This is a genomic window from Vibrio sp. 10N.261.51.F12, assembly GCF_041471725.1.
Taxonomy (GTDB): domain Bacteria; phylum Pseudomonadota; class Gammaproteobacteria; order Enterobacterales; family Vibrionaceae; genus Vibrio.
The window spans coordinates 347,324-368,832 of sequence record NZ_JBFROV010000016.1; the positions used below are offsets into that span (position 1 = coordinate 347,324).

Here is a 21,509-nt window from a genome sequence, read left to right on the forward strand (position 1 = left end):
TTACCCGCTTACCCGCTTACTTAGTTGTTTGCTGGAGCGTGGTAGGTAGCGCTTAAACAGCCGTCGCTAAGACGGCTGTTTAAGCGGAATCTTCGTTGTGGATCGTTATTGGTTTTCGTTCATTATTGGTCATAATTCATCATTGGCTATGACGACGCGTTATCACTACCTGATGAGTAAGTGCTCGTTCTAGGCTTCTACTTCAGGAATGGCAACCAAAGAAACACAGGCTAAACTAATGTCTTGGTCAAGATAAGCCATCCCCAGCTTATGAAGAAACGCTAGGCGGTCGGCGTTGCGTAGATCAATATCAGGCCCGGCAATGCCGTTTCGTTCATAAATGGCGGCGACATGTGCGAGGAATTGCTCACCTGCATCCATAAGTAATAGGCTCATTGCGCCAACATCGGGTCTGACGCTTGCTTGTTGTTTTTTTGATAGATTAACCTCGAGAACAATCGGGTGTTCGTTGCCATCAAAACGTGCGAGTCGCTCTCTTACTGTTTGTTTCGCCCAGTAATACGCGAGCTCTTTACTCTGCGTTAGGAATACAGGTTCTACTGACTCGGTGTAGTCATTTCCGATGGTGGCCATGGTATTTTTTGCGGCTTCATTTAGCGCCTTGTCTCCAGAGCGTTTCAATCCTTGTCCTTGAATCGACACCAGAAGGGCTGAAGATGTTCCATGATACCAAGTATCGTTTGTCGCAAAGCCATCGGTTGATAACAATTGCTTCGCATCTTGTAGGTATAGAGGGGTATCAGTCATAGGCACTCTCAACAAATAATAAGGGTGGTTCCGACGGACGTTAGTCTCATCGCTGCACGTTTATGTAAAAAATACTGTAGCAAAGTTGCGGAGATAAAAAAGCGACCCGAAAGTCGCTTTTCTCTTAATATTTACATTTACTTAAGTGACTTATTTGGGGGCGCCTAAGTAAGCTGAGCCAACGAATTAGCTAAACTGGTTCGACGTATTTAATGCGCCACCCGCTTTTAGTGCGTTTTCACCGGCAAAGTATTCTTTATGGTCATCACCCATGTCAGAGCCTGACATGTTTTGGTGTTTCACACAGGCGATGCCTTGGCGGATTTCTTTACGTTGAACCCCCGCAACATAACCCAGCATTCCTTGGTCACCGAAGTATTCTTTTGCTAAGTTATCTGTCGACAACGCCGCAGTGTGGTAAGTCGGGAGCGTGATTAGGTGATGGAAAATACCCGCTTCACGTGATGAATCGGCTTGGAATGTACGGATACGGTCATCGGCTCGAGTCGACAGTTCAGTGTCATCGTATTCGGCACTCATTAGGCTTGCACGGTCATACGCTGATACGTCCTCACCCGCTTCAACCATGGCATCATAAGCTTGTTGACGGAAGTTGAGTGTCCAGTTGAATGATGGTGAGTTGTTGTATACCAGTTTTGCATCAGGGTGAACGGCGCGAACACCATCCATCATTTCTTTGATTTGACCGATATGCGGTTTTTCTGTCTCAATCCAAAGTAAGTCAGCACCGGCATTGATTGCTTCAATACAGTCAAATACACAGCGGTCTTCACCAGTGCCTTGACGGAATTGATACAGGCCAGAAGGTAGACGCTTAGGACGTACCAGTTTGCCATCGCGGTTGAAGCATACATCGCCTTCAGCCATATCCGCCACGTCGATTTCTTCTACGTCTAAGTATGAATTGTATACATCACCTTGGTCGCCAGGCTCTTTCACAACGGCGATCTCTTTGGTTAGGCCAGCACCTTGTGAATCGGTACGTGCCACAATGATGCCGTTGTCGATGCCAAGCTCAAGGAAGGCATAACGCAGTGCGCGCAGCTTGGCATGGAAATCCGCGTGAGGGACGGTAACCTTGCCATCTTGGTGACCACATTGCTTTTCATCCGCTACTTGGTTTTCAATTTGTAGACAACACGCGCCAGCTTCAATCATCTGTTTCGCCATCAGATACGTTGCTTCCGCATTACCAAAGCCGGCATCAATATCAGCGATGATTGGCACTACGTGTGTAACATGATTGTCAATTTGGTCTTGGATAGAGTCTTGCGCAGCCACGTCACCAGCTTCACGAGCCGTATCTAGCGCACGGAACAAGCCACCAAGTTCACGAGCGTCCGCTTGACGAAGGAAGGTATATAGCTCTTCAACTAAGCCAGCAACCGATGTTTTTTCATGCATTGATTGGTCAGGAAGAGGACCAAAATCAGAGCGAAGTGCTGCGACCATCCAACCCGATAGATAAAGGTAACGACGATCTGTTTTGCCTTCAAAGTGCTTCTTAATAGAAATCATTTTTTGTTGGCCGATAAATCCATGCCAGCAACCGAGAGACTGTGTGTATTGAGAGCTGTCTGCGTCGTACGCCGCCATATCAGCTCGCATGATATCGGCCGTGTATTGCGCAACATCCAGACCCGTTTTGAATTTATTTTGAGCACGCATTCGAGCCGCCGACTCTGGATTAATAGCATCCCACGGAGCACCAGCAGTGCGTTTAGCAACTTCGATCATTTCGATATCTTGTGTGATTTGCGACATAACTCTTCCTTAGTTTCAGTTGGATATGTGGCCAAACCGGCCTGGGCTAAATCTTAACCATGGACAAAGCGTACGTGAACATGTGATAATTTTGTTAATTTATAGTTATTATATTCGGTATTTATTTTATGAATATAGCTCGTATAGACCTTAATTTACTTGTGTATTTAGACACCTTATTGAGAGAGCGAAACGTCACGCGTGCGGCGAATCAATTGGGGATCACACAGCCCGCAATGAGTAATGGGCTGCGTCGTCTTAGAGATTTATTTGAAGACCCACTACTGGTTCGAACCAGTGAGGGCATGATTCCAACAGAGCGCGCTCAAAAGCTGCAGCCCATGATTCGAAACGTGTTAGCGAACGTTGAAAAGGCGCTGCAACCGACGATTGAGTTCAACGCGGAAGACAGCGAACGAGTGTTCCGCATTATGGCCAGTGACTATGCTGAATCGACACTCATTCAACCGTTACTTGAGCGGTTGAATCAGATTGCGCCGAAAATAAGGCTCGATATTATGACGCCCAGTGATGTCAGCTACCAAGATGTGGAGCAGGGCACGGTCGACATTATCATCAACCGTTTTGATGATATTCCTCAGTCGTTCCACCAGATGAGCCTTTGGCATGACGGCTTTTCTTGCCTTTTTAGTCGGGATAATCCAATCGCTGATAACTTTGATATTTTTTCTTATTTAAAGGCTCAGCATATCTGGGTAAGCAAAACAGGTATGGGAACGGGTGTCGGTATTAACCCGAGCGAAGCGCAAAAGCTGGGCTGGATTGACGAGGCGTTAATGCGCATTGGCAAGACACGCAACATTACGGTATTCACTCGTCACTATTTGTCGGCGGTGTTATTCGCTCAGCAAAAAAATCTTATCCTGACCATTCCAAGTAAAGCGGCTCAGTCCCAACGAAATAATCCGAAACTGCTCATCAAACCGGCGCCATTTGCTATTGAGCCCTTTGAGGTAAAAATGGCGTGGAGTCCGTTATTACAAAGTAATCCCGACCACCAATGGATGCGTCGATTGATTAAGAGTGTGGCGAATGAAATTGAAAGTGGTGTGACTGAATAACCGTGAAATTATGGGTATTCACATTGTGAATGTTCAATATAAGCGGCATAAATTAGCTAAATTTTCATCCATTACGTAGAGTTTTCTTTATACGTAATCGTTAAAGCTGAGAGAGATCCTATGAGCAATCGTATTCAACAGGGAAGCTTGAGCATTGATAGCTCCCTCCACGCACTAATAAATGAACAAGCTATACCGGGAACGGGTATTAATGCCGCCGATTTTTGGCAATCTTTTGAGACGATTCTTAATGACTTGGCGCCTAAAAATAGAGCGCTGCTTATTAAGCGTGATGATCTTCAACATCAGATAGATGCCTGGCATCAAGAGCGTGCTGGACAGGCGTTAGATGCTGCTGAATACAAAGCCTTCTTACAACAGATAGGATATTTGGTTTCAGAAGGTAGTGATTTCCAAGTAGAAACAGCGAATGTTGAGCCAGAAATAGCGACACAGGCCGGCCCGCAACTAGTGGTGCCGATTATGAATGCTCGTTTCGCGCTCAATGCGGCCAATGCTCGTTGGGGGAGCCTCTACGACGCGCTGTATGGTACCGATGTCATTAGTGAAAATGATGGCGCGGAGAAAGGTGGTGCGTTTAACCCTGTCCGTGGGGCTAAGGTGGTTGCTTACGCCCGCGAATTTCTTGATGAAGCGGTGCCGTTAAATGGCGTGTCTCACAAAGAGGTCACGCAATACCGCATTAGTGATGTGAGTATTGGTAATACGCTGACAGCCACGCTCAGTAATGGCGAAGAAGTGACGTTAATGGATGCGAGCCAGTTTATTGGCTACCAAGGTGCGGCAACCGCGCCGTCTTGCATTCTTCTTAAACATAATAATTTGCATATCGAAATCCAAATCGACCCGACTACCCCTATTGGAAGTATTGACGCTGCGGGCATTAAAGATGTCGTGGTGGAAGCGGCCCTAACCACGATCATGGACTGTGAAGACTCGGTTGCGGCGGTTGATGGTGAAGACAAAGCGCTTGCCTACAAAAACTGGTTAGGCTTGATGAAAGGTGATTTACAGGAGTCGCTTGAGAAGAATGGGAAAACAATGGTCAGGCGCCTGAATCCAGACCGTCAATATACCAGCGTGACAGGAGGCGAAATAGCCTTAAAAGGTCGCAGTATGTTGTTTATCCGTAATGTTGGCCATCTCATGACCACGCCTGCCATTATCGACGGACAAGGTAATGAGGTCCCAGAAGGCATTATGGATGGCATGGTCACGTCTTTGATTGCAATGCATGATCTAAAGGGTAATAGCGCCCATCAAAACTCGACAGCCAATAGCATCAATATTGTAAAGCCTAAAATGCATGGTCCAGAAGAGGTCGCGTTTACTAATGAGCTTTTTGGGCGCATTGAAGAAGCGCTTGGATTAGAGCGCAATACGATTAAAGTCGGCATTATGGATGAAGAAAGGCGTACCTCCGTTAACCTGAAAGCGTGTATTCGCGCAGCAAAAGAACGAGTGGTATTTATTAATACGGGCTTTTTAGATCGTACCGGTGACGAGATTCACACGAGTATGGAAGCCGGGCCGTTTGCACCGAAAGTCCAACTCAAATCGATGACTTGGATCGGAGCCTATGAAGATCAAAACGTTGATCTTGGGTTAGCATGCGGATTGCAAGGTAAGGCTCAGATTGGTAAAGGCATGTGGCCTGAGCCAGATAACATGGCCAAGATGATGGAAGTGAAAATTGGTCATCCGCAAGCGGGCGCGAACACCGCTTGGGTACCATCACCCACCGCAGCGACGCTTCATGCCCTTCATTATCACAAGGTTAATGTACCGAGTCGTCAAAGAGAGTTACGTGAGCGCGTACGAGCAAATGTGGATGATATCTTGACGATTCCGCTACTTGGCAACCAAAAACTGACCGCAGCGGATATTCAAAATGAGCTGGACAATAATACTCAAGGTATTCTTGGGTACGTAGTTCGTTGGATTGACCAAGGCGTGGGCTGTTCAAAAGTGCCCGACATTAATGATGTCGGCTTAATGGAAGACCGAGCCACGTTGCGTATTTCTAGCCAACATATTGCGAACTGGTTGCGCCATGGTATCTGCGGTAAAGCGCAAGTTATGGAAACGATGCAACGCATGGCGGCGGTCGTTGATGAACAAAACGCAAGCGACCCTAGCTACAAGAATATGGCGCCAAATTTTGACCAAAGTATTGCGTTCTCTGCTGCGTGCCAACTCGTGTTTGAAGGTTGCGCACAGCCTAGTGGTTATACTGAACCGGTATTACATGCCATGCGGTTGAAACTTAAAGCGCAGACCGCAAAGTTGTAAACCGTCTAGCGAAAAGGTATTCGTGCTGGTGTGCTGAATCAAGGTTGCACCTATGGGTAAGAACCAACTGAATTGGGGGGTTCTTATTCTAGTACACATTTCCCCCGTAAACTGCCCAAGTTCCCGCGCCTCGAGCGCGGTTTTTTTATGTCGTGAGTGCGACCAACATAACACTGCCGTTCGAACGCGAGTCATTTTCTCATTGGTTTTGCATTGTGATTACGATTCGCTTTTTTCGAAACGCTGTAATCGTTCAGTCTTTAAGGTATGTCGGAGGGGGTCTATCAATGTCAGGTGATGGATAGGTCGCTGGGTCTAAATCACGATGGAAATACGCCCATGATAAGTGACGCTCATCAAATGATGGAAAATGCCACCTTTCGTTAGCGATCGCGCAGGAGTAGGGTAGTGCGGTAAACATTGAGTTAAACACTAATTGTCAGAGGTAATTATGAGTTTGTTTTATGTTGATAAAAATGCACAAGAAAATGGTGATCACGAGGTCCATACCGCTACCTGCACTCACAGTCCAAACCTGAAGGATTGCGATCCACTGGGTTATCACACAGCCTGTAGTACGGCACTCAACGCGGCCAAGAAAATCTATCCACAATCCAACGGTTGCTATTACTGCTCTTATTCCGCCTATACCTCTGAAGATAAATAACGCCAGTAACGGCTTTGAATGAGCGACTAATTCTGCCTAGGTTTAGACTGACAGTTTAGATACGTTTTTCTTTGTGAGGTTCTTTTGAGCTCGACAATAGGACAACACGGCGCCATCAATAATGGTCAGTGTTGCCCTATTTTGTCTCACTGTTCACCTAACAGGTGCAATTTGGTTTTGTTGAGAGAGAATTCCAAAACACCAAAGCCTGCAAATAAGCAGCCAAACAACCACGCAGCCATACCAAAGATAACAAACCAACTGTTTTTCCATTCATCTAGCGCAAAAACAATGAGTTGCAATCCAGAAAAGAACATAAGGACACTTAAGATAAGTGTCGAAATTAGGGTGAACGAGACGACAACAGGGAACCATTTTGACATGTTAACACTCCTCTAATAAATACTGAGTAAGAGCGATTGCAATAGTAGTGCCATAAATATTGTGGTTATTTTGTTGTCACAGTACTTCCAAGATACTTTGCACCTAAGAAGTACTGTTGACAGGAAAGGTTGATATTGCTTGTGGCGAGTGAACTCGCAAAGTGAATGTCGCTGGTATAGCGAAGCGCGGCTGTAAACCGAATCACAGCCGCTCAGTTAATCTCGCTTCTAAAGCTCTAAGTGGTTATTTTAACGAGTTGTTGATCATGAACTGTTCATCAATATTCTTGAGCTTCATATCATCCATAATGAAGTTGATGGTATTGATCAGGCGTTGTTCGCCTTTCGGGACGAGGTATCCAAATTGACCGTTGGTGAATGGCTTGTCACAACGTGCCGCTTCTAAACGCTGATCGGTTACTTGGTAAAACAACCCTTCAGGTGTCTCAGTGACCATTACGTCGACTTTACCTGTCGCAACAGCTTTTGGCACATCGAGATTGTTTTCAAAGCGCGTAAAGCGTGCTTCAGTCAAGTGAGTATCTGCGAATGACTCATTTGTGCCACCAATATTGACACCGACACGAACGGAAGGCTTGTTGACTTTTTCTAATGTGTTGAACTTATCCTTTGTGCCTTTTGCCACTAGGAAGCACTTACCAAATGCCATGTAACCTTGGGTTTGCTCAGCGTCAAGTTGGCGTTGCATTTTTCGCGTTATTCCACCCATCGCGATGTCATATTTATCGTCGTTTAGGTCGGTAAGTAATCCCTTCCAAGTGGTTTGAACGAATTGGAGTTCGACGCCCAACTGTTTCGCCACGTGCTTAGCGACATCAATATCGTAACCAGAATATTGGTTGCCATCGTAGTAAGAAAATGGCTTGTAGTCTCCGGTGGTTCCAACGCGCAGGGTCCCGGATTTAAGAACATCATCCAGTTGATCGGCATGCGCGACCGCTGAAAGGCTCATTGTGATAGCAGCAAGTAATAGTGTTTTATTCATTATGGTCTTTTGGTGAAATCGATGGTCTCGCTACATTAGCAGGAAAACGTGTTTAAACAGATCAAACCATCAAAATAAGGCGCTAACAAGCGGAAGGCTTTGGTTCTATGGGGGAAAATCAACGCTAGACAGTCGTGATACCTTTAGATTGATTGGTGGTGAATCGTATAGGTTATTACTATGTAGACTGAGAGCTGAGCGCTATCAACATCAAGTAAACTCCGATATACTTTAATGAGTTAACTTAAAGGTAATACAATATTATGAAAGAATATGAACAAGTCGCGGCTGATCTGCTTAGCCGCCGTGTGGCAGGAACTAAAGCGCCACGTATCGCAGAGCAACAACGCCCATTAAACCTAGAAGATGCATTACAAATTCAATCATCCATGATCGATTTGCACACTGATAAAGTGGGTGGATGGAAATGCTTATTGCCGCTCGCTGAAGATAAATTTGTTGTGGCGCCAATTTTTGCTGACAGCATTCAACGAGGAGAGCATTGTGCATTGTTCGCTGACAATAACGTTGCTCGCATTGAGCCTGAAATTGCCTTCATTCTTAGCCAACGGTTACCTGCTTGTTCTGAGGGTTATAGCGAAGAACAAATAAACGAGGCTATTGGTCCTTGCCATATGGCGCTTGAATTGATGCAATCTCGCTTTGCGGATGACAGTGGTGCCGAATTCTACGAGAGACTTGCTGATTGTCTCGTTAACCAAGGTATGTACATTGGTCCTGAAATTGATCGCGAGGCTGCGTTCAGCGCATCTAAAATCGACATTACAGTTGAGCAAGGTGAACAAGTACAGACATTTGCGGGTACGCATCCTAACCCGTTACCACAACACCCTATTTACTGGCTGATTAACTACATGACACGTCGTGGTGTAGATTTTGAAGCGGGTGAAGCCATTATTACTGGATCATATTGTGGCATTGTAGAGGTTGAGTTCAATCAACCTACGTCAATCAGGTATGAAGGTATTGGACAGTATCAAGTGATGTTCAGCGAAAAATAAGGCCGAGAAACACAGAGCGACGGTTGCCTCATGCGTCTGTCGTTCTGTGCTTTAGAAGCTGTGCGATTTTAGAACGAACAGCGTGGGTGGGTGTTCTACACTATGGCACTCGCTACTGCTACGCCTATTATTGATTTATGCTACGAGTTCGCGAGCATGAATTTGTAAATTTCTGATTTCGTTGGAATAAATGCGGTTTTTACAAAAGGGCGAGTGTGAGTCGATAGACTGCTAAAGACGTTAATTCTAAATAATTGTCATTAGCTAGAAAAAAAGTCTTTACATAGCGTCAGGTTCTAGTAATATCCACCTCGCTCTGTTGTTCAGGGTTATTAATGATACATCAAGTAAAAGCACTTCTCAGTATTCTTCGTTATTGTTGTTATTCTCAGTGGTTCCCTTAGCTTCATCGTCACATTCAATAATTCAAGCTCTCAGCACATCGCAATTTTGCGATATTTTCCAATGAATTTAACTTTATAAGGGACACATTATGTCTACTAAAACAACTGGTCTAGTAAAATGGTTTAACGAAGAGAAAGGTTTCGGATTCCTAACTCAAGACAACGGCGGCGCTGACGTATTCGTACATTTCCGTGCTATCGCTTCAGAAGGTTTCAAAACTCTTGCTGAAGGCCAAAAAGTATCTTTCGAAGTAGAGCAAGGCCAAAAAGGTCTTCAAGCAGCTAACGTTGTAGCTATCTAATTTCGAAAGTCGGCGAAAATGGCTTTATAGCTGTTTTCGCTACTTTTTACATAAACAATACAATAATTTATACCGTAATCTAGAAAATATAAACAATTCCTACATCTGCTTTTCACACACATGTCGTTACGTTTCTACTCTCTTCGTTATCTCAATATAAATACAATCAATTTTTAAATCTCATAGCTTAAGTGTGCCTTTAAGTTAATGCTTTGTGCATCTTAAATGCTATAAAAATAATAAGGATTTTTATGTCTCGTTCAATGGGTCGTAAACGCTTTTGGTTCCAAAATAACAAAACTAAACACACAACAAAAAGAGGTAATGAATGATCGTCAATTTTACATTACTAGAAAATCAATGCTCTTGGAGTACAACCATACATCAACTTAATGGCGATATCCTCTTGCGTCATTTATTGTTGAAAGGCCATGTTAATACGATGGCGATAGATTTTTCTTACTGCGAAGATACACAGCAAGGAACTATCATCAATAATTACAATGAGTTAATTGGCAGTTTTTCAATATCCTCTTAATGCTGCTTATTTTTATTTAGTCATACCCTCAATTCTGAATAGTATTTTTATCGTTGCAAAAATACCTTTGTTATATGGTTATTACCCCATTATTTTGACCATATAAATTCAGGATTTGATACTCTTCCTCTGTAACATAATACATCGCGTTACTACCTCATCTTTGTTTTCTGACAAATCCATACAAGCTTGGACATCACTTTATTGATGATTTTTATATCATCTATCGCTATATTTTAACTGTGAATGTGTTAGGTCGATCTTTACAGAAACCTGACGCGAGCCCGTTTAGTATCGTTAAAAACTTGCGTAGAGTTCACAGCCAAAAAGTTTACAGACGATATTGATGATGTCGAGGAGTGGTGTTTACTAATGCTAGCAACCCTTTTAAGTTTTGACCAAACCAATGCCTCTGACGTAGAGCGCTCCCATAGATTTGCACTTGTTTGGTGTGTGGCGTATGCCATTTTGTGGTCTTTTGTTTCCTATGAGTTAGACCCTACCGTTCCTTATGACGCCGTTGAAGCACTCAATTGGGCAAGTAATGGTGAGTGGGGAAGCCCGAACAACCCGTGGTTTGTCGGTTTTTTCGCTCGATTTCTTCTGCTGTCTAATTCAACGGAATTTGCTTCTGCATTTTGGTATGTCGGCCATTTTACTGTGATTGCATTGGGCATGTTAGGGTGTTACCGACTTGCCTATAAGCTTTCCAACTCAGTGGCACTGGCTTGGCTCGGATTATTGACGCTTAATTTATCCGGTGTCATTAACTTTGAAGCAATTCCTTATAATGATAACTATTTGTTGTTTGGGTCATGGTCATGGTTGTTACTGTTCTTTACTAAAGCCGTTTATGAAAACCCTAAATGGTGGGTGCCTTTTGGTATCTTGGCGGGCTGTGCCTCTATGGCTAAATACACCACCTTTGCCCCGGTCGCGATGGTGTTTGTTGTCAGCGTATTGGTACCAAGTGTTCGCCGTGCGTGGAAGCAGCCTGGATTTTATGCCGGAATATTTGCGTTTATTGCCTTAGTACTCCCCAATTTCTTTTGGTTGTTTGCTAATAACTTCTCTTCGATTAAGTGGGTGAGCGGTCAGGTATCGGCTCAATTGAGCCCGGGAAGTTGGCTAGCTTTGTTATCTGTGTTCTATCCATTTATTTTACTGTCAGGGCTGCTAGGACGGCATGCATTTCGGTTGAACAAGGCGGTACCGGAAAAAGTATGGCTCAACACTTTTGTCTTGCTCGCACCGCTTGTCATCATCATGGGTTGGTTTACTTTTCATAAAGGGGATCGTTTGGTTGAATGGCTACACCCTTTCTTTATGCCAGCTCCAGCTGTGCTCGTCGCATTTTTATCACCCCAAATACATGGCCAGTTGGGACGAGCATTTAAAGTGTTGTCGGTAATGGGCTTAGTCATTATTATGGGGTATGTCTCAGTCATGGTATTCAATGTGCGAAATGCCGGTGAGAATTTTTCTGGTATCAGAACATTGAGTGATGAAGCGAAGCAGTACTGGTATGACAATACCGATGAGCCGCTAAGTTATATTGGTGGAACGGAGTTATCCCAGTGGTTTACTTTTTATATTGCCCCACATCCTAAAATGACGAATCAATGGGACAATAATACCTTGCCTAATGTCTATAACCGCCACATCACCGCGGAAAAGATTGCAAAACATGGTGTGCTCTTGATGGGAAATGTTGGATCGGGTTGCCAACAAGGCGCCTTCAATCGTTTTACACAAGAATGGCCTCAGTTTGCCTTGGATACTCGAAAAGAGTTCATTTATCAAGACTCACCTCAGGACCCTGAAGAGCGAGTATGCTTAGGTATTGTATTGCCAAATAATGTAAAGGGCTGAGTGACCTATCCGTTCAACGATGTCGGGATAAGTGAGAATGAGGCTAAACCGAAAAGAAACTAAATAGTCCAGTTCCTCAAAACCTTGATCATCGATTGAATGCCTACCGAGTCGTCTAGTTTTAGGCGACTCGGATGCCTTCTAGGTGCTGTTGACATTGTTGTCTGGCGGTTGTGAAGAAGGCTTGCAAATAATGTTTGTCTTTTTCACTGTGTCTTACCGCGGCATACAAGCGCCTCCACAGCCCGTCGCCAAGTGGTTTGCTCGTCACAAGTCCCTGCCTTGAGAACTCATTGACAGCCCAATTCGGTAAAGCAGCGACGCCAAGACCGGCTGACACCATCTGAATCAGCATCAATGTATTGTCGGCTTGCTTCCACTTTTGTGGCTCAACCCCGGCAGGTATTAGAAAATGTTTGACGACGTCTAAACGCTGCTTTTGCACCGGATAGGTTAGCAAGGTCTGGTCGGCAATATCACTAGGGCTAATCTGGTCTTTTTCTGCAAGCGGGTGGGAGATTGAGGTGACCAAGCGCATTTCAAAATCGAACAAAGGTTCATAGTGGACTTCTGAACGAGGCTGTATGTCCGAGGTAATCACTAGATCAAGCTCTCCCGCAACAAGTGCTGGCTGAGGTTCAAAGCCAAAACCCGAAGAAAAATCGAGCTCAACGTGAGGCCAAGATAGTTGGTATTCCTTCAGTGCAGGCATTAACCACTGAAAGCATGAGTGGCAATCAATCGCCATATGCAAACGACCATTCACGTCCTCTCGTAACCCTGCGAGTTCACCTTCTGCCTGAGCAATTCTTGGGAGTATTTCATTGGCAAGTTTAAGTAAGATGTCGCCTTCAGATGTGAATCGAACAGGGCGAGTCTTACGGATGAATAACGGTGCACCAATTCTTGTCTCAAGCTCTTTTAGCTGATGAGAAAGTGCAGACTGTGTGAGATGAAGTGATGTCGCAGTCGCCGTTAATGACCCCGTATCTCGTAATGTTGTTAATGTTTTTAAATGCTTAAGCTCTACCATGATCATCTCTAATGTCTGTTCCCTGAGGATTAACTTAACGTGATTCTTGGAATATGTAAACGTCTAGACGGCTAAAGTTTTCTATTCAAAAATAAATACTCATTCCTAGATAGTTGAAATTTATTCATAATCAAGGTGAATCATTTCACCTTGTCTCATGATAGTGAGTGCGAGATAGTTTGGCCATCTGGACTTCTCAATAAGGAACATCATCATGACAACGACACATATCCTAGGTTACCCACGAGTTGGCGAGCAACGCGAATTAAAGTTTGCGCTTGAGCAATATTGGAAAGGTGAAACCGATGTCAAAGCACTGCAACAGGTCGCCACTGATATTCGAAAGAAAAACTGGGCACTACAAAAAGACAACCAACTATCGTTTGCTACGGCAGGGGATTTTGCATGGTATGACCATGTGCTGGGGACCAGTTTGCTCCTTGGCCATGTGCCAAAGCGTCATCAAAATGGTTTTCCCGATCTGGATACCCTGTTTCGAGTGGGCAGGGGCCAATCACAAGTAAATTGTGGGTGTTCAGGTGAGGCGGCTTCAGACATGACAAAATGGTTCAATACCAACTATCATTATATCGTGCCAGAATTTACGTCGGAAGATAAATTTGAGTTGAGTTGGACACAGTTGTTTGATGAGATTAGTGAAGCCCAAAAACAAGGTCATACCGTTAAGCCTGTTTTGCTTGGACCTTTGAGCTACTTATATTTGGGCAAAGAAGTGGAGGAAGGCTTTGATCGCCTAACACTATTGCCGAGATTACTGACGGCTTATCAAACGATCTTTGCAAAATTAGAAAAACTCAACGTGGAATGGGTGCAAATTGATGAACCGATTTTGGCCTTAGAGCTCGATGCAAAATGGTTGGATAGCTTTAAGTTGGCTTATCAAGTCATACGAAGTGACGTTAAAGTGTTGCTAACAACGTATTTTGATTCGGTTGTCGATGTACTTCCCACTATTACCGATTTAGCCGTCGATGGTTTGCATATCGATTTAGCTGCGGCGCCAGAACAACTTGCAGAGGTTGTACAAGCCTTGCCAAACGGTTGGGTCCTCTCTGCTGGTGCAATCAACGGGCGTAATGTATGGCGGGCTAATCTTCATAGTCAGCTGAGTGCTTTGAAAGAAGCGAAGGCACAACTTGGTGAGCGACTCTGGATAGCGACATCATGTTCATTGTTGCACAGCCCTGTTGATCTGGAACTCGAGACTAAGCTAACGGAGGAAACAAAGAATTGGTTTGCCTTTGCTAAACAAAAAGTCGCTGAAGTGAAATGGTTAGCGCGTGCCTTGGAAGGTGATGTCGACGCCATTGAATATTGTGCCCAGTATAGCCAGCCTATCATCGACCGAGAATTGTCCGCTTGGGTCAACAAGGCCAATGTTCAGCAACGTATTGCCGGTCTTACAAATAAAGATTCCGAGAGATCCGCTGCTTATGCAGAGCGTGCTCATCATCAAAAAGAAGTGCTTAAGCTGCCGTTGTTGCCGACGACGACGATCGGTTCGTTTCCGCAAACGGCTGACGTAAGAAAAACAAGGGCAGCGTTTAAACGTGGTGATATTACGCAACAGCAGTACCGTGAGAGGATCCAGGGCTTTATTAAAGATACCGTTGAGCGCCAAGAAAAAATTGGTCTTGATGTGCTGGTTCACGGTGAAGCGGAACGTAATGACATGGTTGAGTATTTTGCAGAGAATCTTTCAGGGTTCCAAACGACGCAATTTGGTTGGGTGCAAAGCTATGGCTCACGCTGTGTCAAACCCGCTATTGTTGTTGCTGATATTGAGCGAGAAAAAGCAATGACTGTCGATTGGACATGTTATGCGCAATCACTGACTGACAAACCGATGAAGGGCATGTTAACCGGGCCTGTGACGATTTTATGCTGGACGTTCCCTCGTGAAGATGTCTCCCGTGAAACGATCACCAACCAACTGGCGTTTGCATTGCAAGACGAGGTGAGCGACCTTCAGAGTGCTGGTATTAATATTATCCAAATCGATGAACCTGCGATCCGTGAAGGTCTGCCGCTTAAGGCAAAAGACCACAGTACGTATCTGGATTGGGCCGTGAACGCATTTAAAATCTCCGCGGCGAGTGCTAAACCAGAAACCCAGATTCATACACATATGTGTTATAGCGAGTTCAACGAAATAATTGATTCGGTCGCTGCGCTAGATGCTGATGTCATTACTATCGAAACATCGCGCTCAAATATGGAGTTACTTAACGCGTTTGAAGCATTCAATTATCCCAATGAAATTGGGCCTGGGGTGTATGATATTCACTCGCCAAACGTACCAGAAGTCGAATGGATTGAGCAACTGATCGAGAAAGCGGCGACCCGTATTCCAGTTGAGCGTTTATGGGTTAACCCGGATTGCGGATTAAAAACTCGAAATTGGGCTGAGACCGAAACGGCGTTAACGCATCTTGTGGAAGCGGCGAAGCGTTTAAGAACAACGCTAGCTTAAGGTCGTTGATGGACGCAAAATAAAGAAAGGCTTGCAGATGCAAGCCTTTTTAATGAGCGAATCTTTAAGGCGTATCAGGTTTATCACAATATTGCTTGGTGACAATTTGGTCGACCATCATTTGTCCACGCGTATTACGCATCATAATTCGATACGCCAGGCCTAGATCAAGGTTGGCTTTCACTTCTCGGTCGGTGCAGTAAAAATTCATACTATTACGTAGAACTTGGTCAATGGGCTTAGCGCCTTGCGCATCGGTGTTGTAGAGCATCATGATCTCTACTACACCTTTGTTAGCGGAGGCTTTCATTATAGAGAGTGGGCCCTGTTCGATCGGCAAGCCGGAGGACAGGACACTGGCACGGCTTTGTGCCAGCATTTCAAGTTGACGTTGTTCGTCATCACCTTTACTCGAACAACCCGTTAATGCCGCAACCGCTGCAAGCGATATCCAAAGAAAGCGTTTTTTTAATTGAGTCTTCATAATGGTTAAAATACTTTTTTGAAAGGCTTTACGATGACGCTGTGATAGACACCAGCATCAATGTAAGGGTCGCTATCGGCCCATGCTTGCGCGTCAGCAAGTGAGTTGAATTCCGCAATAACCGTCGAACCGGTGAAGCCTGCGTCACCAGGGTTCTCGCTATCAATTGCTGGCATAGGCCCAGCGGTCAACAACCGTCCTTCATCTTGAAGCTCTTGAAGTCGGGCTAGATGTTGTGAGCGAACACTCATACGTTTCTCTAAGGAGTTTTCAACGTCTTGAGAAAAAATGACATACCACATATTTGGATCCTTCAAATCGTTAAGCAGTGTTATAACAATAGATAGTGATAACAAGAGATAGTTATAAAATTCTCTACCTACGATGTCATTTTTTTATGTAAATGTCATGTCCACTGTCACTTAATTTGGATTAATTGGTCGTGGTCGACCATTTCCGTCAATGGCAACGTAATGGAAAGTGCCTTCACAGACTTGATAGCGCTCACCAACGCCCTCTAGTGTCACCGGTTTAACCCAAACCTCTAGATTGATCGACATTGATGTATTGCCAATCTTGGTGCACTCACCATAGCAACACACCACATCCCCAACTTTCACTGGGTGCTTGAATGTGATACCGGATACCGACACGGTCGCGATTCGGCCATGTGAAATCTCTTTGGCTAGAATACCGCCAGCAAGATCGAGCTGTGACATAATCCAGCCCCCAAAAATATCGCCGTTAGCATTAGTATTTTCAGGCATAGCCAGTGTGCGGATGATTAGCTGACCTTTGGGGGTCGTTGTGATTGTATTTGTCATGATTATAAGTGTCCAAAAAGCAAAACAGCGACCCTAAGGTCGCTGCAATTCAGATAGTGAGCGGAGTATACAAAATCCACTCAATGAATCAAGACGTATGGTCTTCATTCTCTTTTTTAACGGCTTTGCTTTCGGCGTCTTTCGGCATGTATTTATAGATATAAACGCCAGTAAGAACAGTAAAGCCAAGCGTGGCTGCCAGTAAGCCAAATACTTTGAAGTTAACCCACACGTCTAGAGGGAACTCGTAAGCTACGTAAATATTGAGACCCGCACAGAACGAGAAGAAAGCAACCCATGCCCAGTTTACTTTTGCCCATACGTGGTCAGGTAACGTTATTTCCTTACCCAGCATACCTTTAATGGCGCTGCGACCAATCATGTGTGTCACAGCAAGGCCGATGGCGAAAATAGTGTAGACGATAGTGACTTTCCATTTAATGAAATTATCGTCGTGCAAGAAAATGGTCATTCCGCCAAATACCGCCACCATTAGAAAGGTGATGATCTGCATTTTCTCTACTTTTTTGTAGAGGAAGTAGGTCAAAATAATTTGAACAGCCGTTGCCGCGATGAGTGCACCTGTTGCGACATAAATATCCTGCATTTTGTACAGAACAAAAAAGATAATCAGAGGAATAAAATCAATAACTTGCTTCATGTTTCATGCAAACCTTACTTTAAGAATTGCCGACAGTGTAACGAAAATGAGCTCAATACAAAACCATTAGAGACAATTAGAAACAATAACAAGGGCAGAGGGGGTATCACCTAGGTTTTAACCATTCCTGAAACGCATGAACCAGAATGGTTAAAATGAGTAGAGTCCAATCCCCAACAAAACGCACATTAGAGGTTTGCTTGGGGACGAGGGGAATGGCACAAAAAAAGGAGCGATGGATAACCATAACTCCTTATTTACATTTTGGTTTATTGCAAGTCTATGACTTAAAACGAGACGATTAAGCCTCTTGCTTTTGTAGCTGAGATTCTTGCGCTTCCTCTTCAACCAGTGCGTCAACAATAACCGCACACGCTGCATCACCGGTGATGTTCAATGCGGTACGAATCATGTCGAAGATTCGGTCAAGAGCAAAGAGCAGTGGTAGACCTTCAATAGGAATACCCGCTGCAAGTAGTACGGCAACAACGAGGAATGAAGGACCAGGGACGCCAGCTTGACCAACAGCACCCAGTGTCGACGTTACGATGATCGCCACGTACGCACCCATCGATAGGTCGATGTTGAACAGTTGTGCAAAGAAGATAGCAACGAGGCCATAGTAAATCGCGTTACCTGACATGTTGATTGTTGCGCCTAGCGGCAGAACAAAAGAAGCCGTAGAGTTTTTAACGCCAAGCTCTTTCTCAACTGTATCCATAGTCACAGGCAGTGTTGCCATTGAAGAGGCCGTAGAGAGTGCAACGGCTTGCGGTTTCTTCATTGCGCTAAGGAATTTTTTCGCTGATGTTTTTGTGAAGAGTTGAATGAGTAGCGGGTACACCACAAAACCAAACACTAAAATCGCAGCGATATAGACAACAAATAGTTTGAATACGACCATCAATGCGCCGAAACCAAAGGTGCCAACAGCTTCAGCCATTAGACCAAATACACCAATTGGTGCAATGATCATGACTTTGTTGATCATCCATACCATGACATCAACAATCGCGTTGACACCGTTAAGCAATGGGTCACGGCGATTTGCTGTTAGCTTTGATAGGCCAATGCCAAAGAATAAGCAGAAAACAAGAATCTGCAGGATGTTCGCTTCATTTAGTGACTGAAAAACGTTAGTTGGGATCATACCGGTTAGGGTTGCCCAGAAAGAGGGTAGGTCACCTTTAGCGGCATACTCGGTCGAGAACATACCTTCGATACCAGCTGTATCGATGTTAACACCTGGTTCAAACACTTCGCCCATGAAAAGGGCAAGAGCAACGGCTAATGCAGACGTTAAACCAAAGAATGCCAGTGTCGTGATGCCCACTTTACCGGCATTACTACTATTACCAAGCCCAGCAGCGCCAGATATAAGCGCAACGGCAACGAGTGGAATCACGAGCATTTTAATTAGATTGATAAAAATGGTACCAAGCGGTGCAAACATTGCTGCAGTTTCACCCATCATGGCACCAACGAGAGTACCTAAGATCATCGCGATGACAACTTGGACTCCGATGTTTTTTAGTAATGACTTGTCTTTTAACACTTCCATAACCTCTGTGCTGTAAAAATTTAATATCCCAGTATAGTCTTCCACTTGAACGGAAGATGGCAGACTAATATTTCGATTGATTTTTTACACTTTATTAGCACTCATAGCAACCGTTAGAAATCGATTAGTGCAGAAAACTGCACAAAATAGAGTTCGATTGCTGATAAAGCCGCCAATAGCAAACGTTTGCGCCTGAGGTTTGGTATGTTTCGACTGTTGTGTATAGAGAGTGTCAATATTTCAACAGGATGCGGATGTAAAAAAAAAGTTGCACAGAGTGCAACTTTTTAAAGAACAATATTAGGTATGTTAGCGCTGAGTTGCTGCTTTCATTGATGCAACAAATTCGCTTAATTCTAATAGCAATTGTGGCGGGTTTTCTAGGTTGCGCTCAATGATTTTTACGACGGCAGAACCAGAAATCGCACCCGCAGCGCCGGCATTCAGTGCCTCTTTCACTTGTTGTGGTTCTGAGATACCAAACCCAAGCAACGACGGAGGGGCATCGTGTTTAGTGAGTTTGTCCAATTGGGTCGTCATTGGCATGTTTGCTTTGGTTTCAGTACCGGTAACGCCTGAACGAGACAGTAGGTAAGTATAACCGCCACCAAGTTGTGCAACTTGTTTGATTGTTTCTTCGGTTGCCGTTGGTGGGGCAATGAAGATTGGGTGCACGCTATGCTTGTGCGCCGCTGCAACAAACTCTTTGCTTTCCCCTGTAGGAACATCGGCAATAAGTACGGAATCAACCCCGACAGCAGCACATTCTTGATAAAACGCATCAATGCCTTTTGAGTACACTAAGTTCGCATACATCAGCAAGCCTATAGGCAGTTCAGGGTATTTCGCTCGAATTTTTGCGATTAACTCGAAGCAAATAGTGGGGGTGGTCTTTGCTTCTAATGCGCGAATGTTCGCACCTTGAATCGTTGGACCATCGGCTTGAGGATCGGAAAACGGCATACCTAACTCAAGTGCGTCAGCCCCTGAGTCAACCAAGGTTTCCATGATTTTCAGAGATAGCTCAGGGCTAGGATCACCGATGGTAACAAAAGGAACAAACGCGCCTTGTTGTTTTGCTGAAAGGCGACGGAACAGTTCTTGATAACGGTCCATTATAGCACTCCTTTTTCTTTCAAAATATCATGTACCGTAAAGATGTCTTTGTCGCCACGGCCTGATAGGTTGACGACAAGTAGTTGTTCTTTTTCTGGCTCGTTATGTGCCATCTGAAGTGCATAAGCAAGCGCATGGGATGATTCGAGAGCAGGTATAATGCCTTCTTGACGGGCAAGAAGTTGGAATGCCTCAAGTGCTTCGTCATCGGTGATAGCTCCATATTCAGCACGGCCGATTGCGTTTAAATGCGCATGCTGTGGACCTACTGATGGGAAGTCTAAGCCCGCAGATACAGAATAAGACTCTTCGATTTGGCCATGAGGGTCTTGCATAAGCGGTGCCTTCATTCCAAAGAATATACCGGTTGTACCATGCTTCAACGGTGCACCATGTTGGTCGGTATCAATACCCAAACCAGCAGGCTCAACACCGATAAGGCGAACATTTTCTTCTTCGATGAAATCTGCAAACATACCGATGGCATTTGAACCCCCACCCACACAGGCGATGACAGCGTCGGGTAGGCGGCCTTCACGTGCCAAGATTTGGTGTTTTGTCTCTTCACCAATCATGCGTTGAAATTCTCGCACGATGGTTGGGAACGGGTGTGGACCTGCGGCAGTGCCGAGGAGGTAATGCGCCTCTTCATAGCTTGCTGACCAGTCGCGTAGCGCCTCATTACAGGCGTCTTTTAGCGTGGAAGAACCAGAGTGAACCGGAATCACTTCAGCGCCCATCAACCGCATGCGAAATACATTCGGGCTTTGACGTTCAACATCTTTAGCACCCATGTAAACGCGGCATTTGAGGCCGAGCAGCGCACATGCCAGTGCGGTTGCGACGCCGTGCTGGCCGGCGCCAGTTTCTGCAATGATTTCTTTTTTGCCCATACGCTTAGCTAGCAAGGCTTGGCCAAGTACTTGGTTGGTTTTGTGCGCGCCACCGTGCAATAAATCTTCTCGTTTTAGGTACAGTTTGGTTTTTGTGCCTTTCGTGAGGTTTCTTGTCAATGTCAGAGCGGTTGGACGACCTGCATACTCTTGCAATAAGCCCATGAACTCAGCTTGGAACTTGGGATCATCCTGTGCATCGATAAAGGCTTGTTCAAGTTGATCAAGCGCTGGTACAAGAATTTGTGGAACAAATTGCCCACCATATTCGCCAAAATAGGCATCCAGTTTCGCCATGGTA

20 protein-coding genes are annotated in these 21,509 nt (G+C 44.8%); 8 read left to right on the forward strand and 12 right to left on the reverse strand.

Features of this window, described 5'->3' with window-relative positions; genetic code table 11:
* Nucleotides 1-189: 189 nt before the first annotated feature.
* Together AB4405_RS11825 and AB4405_RS11830 are read right to left on the reverse strand one after the other, a co-directional pair.
* Nucleotides 190-768, reverse strand: a complete 579-nt coding sequence (locus tag AB4405_RS11825) for a hypothetical protein (RefSeq protein ID WP_372060923.1) — start codon at nt 766-768, stop codon at nt 190-192.
* 186 nt (nt 769-954) lie between these two features.
* Nucleotides 955-2,553: an isocitrate lyase gene (locus AB4405_RS11830; protein ID WP_372060924.1), complete on the reverse strand. Its 1,599-nt coding sequence runs from the start codon at nt 2,551-2,553 to the stop codon at nt 955-957.
* A gap of 128 nt (nt 2,554-2,681) precedes the next feature.
* Between AB4405_RS11830 and AB4405_RS11835 the strand changes: the two genes are divergently transcribed.
* The 3 genes from AB4405_RS11835 (at nt 2,682) to AB4405_RS11845 (ending at nt 6,615) form a co-directional block, all read left to right on the forward strand.
* Complete coding sequence (locus AB4405_RS11835) at nt 2,682-3,635, forward strand: LysR family transcriptional regulator (RefSeq protein ID WP_102471463.1); 954 nt, start codon at nt 2,682-2,684, stop codon at nt 3,633-3,635.
* A gap of 120 nt (nt 3,636-3,755) precedes the next feature.
* Nucleotides 3,756-5,948, forward strand: coding sequence for a malate synthase G (locus AB4405_RS11840; protein ID WP_372060925.1), 2,193 nt, complete (start codon nt 3,756-3,758; stop codon nt 5,946-5,948).
* A gap of 451 nt (nt 5,949-6,399) precedes the next feature.
* Complete coding sequence (locus AB4405_RS11845; protein WP_102471465.1) at nt 6,400-6,615, forward strand: hypothetical protein; 216 nt, start codon at nt 6,400-6,402, stop codon at nt 6,613-6,615.
* A gap of 146 nt (nt 6,616-6,761) precedes the next feature.
* Here AB4405_RS11845 and AB4405_RS11850 read toward each other — a convergent pair whose 3' ends face one another.
* Nucleotides 6,762-6,998 (reverse strand): hypothetical protein, encoded by a 237-nt coding sequence (locus AB4405_RS11850; RefSeq protein WP_102471466.1) that lies wholly within the window; start codon nt 6,996-6,998, stop codon nt 6,762-6,764.
* Between the two features lie 244 nt (nt 6,999-7,242).
* On the reverse strand, nt 7,243-8,004 hold the full coding sequence (locus AB4405_RS11855; RefSeq protein ID WP_372060927.1) for a transporter substrate-binding domain-containing protein: 762 nt from the start codon (nt 8,002-8,004) through the stop codon (nt 7,243-7,245).
* Between the two features lie 263 nt (nt 8,005-8,267).
* On the opposite strand from AB4405_RS11855, the gene AB4405_RS11860 reads away from it, so the two are divergent.
* From AB4405_RS11860 to AB4405_RS11875, 4 genes are all read left to right on the forward strand, one after another.
* The gene (locus AB4405_RS11860; RefSeq protein WP_372060929.1) at nt 8,268-9,026 is read left to right on the forward strand and encodes a hydratase; all 759 of its coding nucleotides are present in this window, start codon (nt 8,268-8,270) and stop codon (nt 9,024-9,026) included.
* Between the two features lie 493 nt (nt 9,027-9,519).
* Nucleotides 9,520-9,732 (forward strand): cold-shock protein, encoded by a 213-nt coding sequence (locus AB4405_RS11865; RefSeq protein WP_102471469.1) that lies wholly within the window; start codon nt 9,520-9,522, stop codon nt 9,730-9,732.
* A 328-nt stretch (nt 9,733-10,060) separates the two neighbouring features.
* The gene (locus AB4405_RS11870) at nt 10,061-10,270 is read left to right on the forward strand and encodes a hypothetical protein (RefSeq protein WP_372060931.1); all 210 of its coding nucleotides are present in this window, start codon (nt 10,061-10,063) and stop codon (nt 10,268-10,270) included.
* A gap of 372 nt (nt 10,271-10,642) precedes the next feature.
* Nucleotides 10,643-12,142, forward strand: a complete 1,500-nt coding sequence (locus tag AB4405_RS11875) for an ArnT family glycosyltransferase (protein WP_372060933.1) — start codon at nt 10,643-10,645, stop codon at nt 12,140-12,142.
* 121 nt (nt 12,143-12,263) lie between these two features.
* Here the strand turns inward: AB4405_RS11875 and metR are convergent, their stop codons facing one another.
* Entirely contained in the window at nt 12,264-13,175 is a 912-nt protein-coding gene (metR, locus tag AB4405_RS11880) for an HTH-type transcriptional regulator MetR (protein ID WP_102471598.1), read from the reverse strand.
* Between the two features lie 211 nt (nt 13,176-13,386).
* Between metR and metE the strand changes: the two genes are divergently transcribed.
* The gene (gene metE, locus AB4405_RS11885; RefSeq protein ID WP_372060982.1) at nt 13,387-15,669 is read left to right on the forward strand and encodes a 5-methyltetrahydropteroyltriglutamate--homocysteine S-methyltransferase; all 2,283 of its coding nucleotides are present in this window, start codon (nt 13,387-13,389) and stop codon (nt 15,667-15,669) included.
* Between the two features lie 64 nt (nt 15,670-15,733).
* Here the strand turns inward: metE and AB4405_RS11890 are convergent, their stop codons facing one another.
* From AB4405_RS11890 to trpB, 7 genes are all read right to left on the reverse strand, one after another.
* Nucleotides 15,734-16,153 (reverse strand): GspS/AspS pilotin family protein, encoded by a 420-nt coding sequence (locus tag AB4405_RS11890; RefSeq protein WP_372060935.1) that lies wholly within the window; start codon nt 16,151-16,153, stop codon nt 15,734-15,736.
* 5 nt (nt 16,154-16,158) lie between these two features.
* The gene (locus AB4405_RS11895; RefSeq protein ID WP_372060937.1) at nt 16,159-16,455 is read right to left on the reverse strand and encodes a YciI family protein; all 297 of its coding nucleotides are present in this window, start codon (nt 16,453-16,455) and stop codon (nt 16,159-16,161) included.
* Nucleotides 16,456-16,575: 120 nt separating this feature from the next.
* Nucleotides 16,576-16,977, reverse strand: coding sequence for an acyl-CoA thioester hydrolase YciA (gene yciA / locus AB4405_RS11900; RefSeq protein ID WP_372060939.1), 402 nt, complete (start codon nt 16,975-16,977; stop codon nt 16,576-16,578).
* Between the two features lie 88 nt (nt 16,978-17,065).
* Complete coding sequence (locus AB4405_RS11905) at nt 17,066-17,638, reverse strand: septation protein A (protein ID WP_102471476.1); 573 nt, start codon at nt 17,636-17,638, stop codon at nt 17,066-17,068.
* Between the two features lie 301 nt (nt 17,639-17,939).
* Nucleotides 17,940-19,199, reverse strand: coding sequence for a dicarboxylate/amino acid:cation symporter (locus AB4405_RS11910; protein WP_102471478.1), 1,260 nt, complete (start codon nt 19,197-19,199; stop codon nt 17,940-17,942).
* A gap of 309 nt (nt 19,200-19,508) precedes the next feature.
* Nucleotides 19,509-20,315, reverse strand: a complete 807-nt coding sequence (gene trpA / locus AB4405_RS11915) for a tryptophan synthase subunit alpha (protein ID WP_372060941.1) — start codon at nt 20,313-20,315, stop codon at nt 19,509-19,511.
* Nucleotides 20,315-21,505, reverse strand: coding sequence for a tryptophan synthase subunit beta (trpB, locus tag AB4405_RS11920; protein ID WP_372060942.1), 1,191 nt, complete (start codon nt 21,503-21,505; stop codon nt 20,315-20,317). Before trpB ends, trpA begins: the two co-directional genes overlap by 1 nt.
* Nucleotides 21,506-21,509 lie beyond the last annotated feature (4 nt).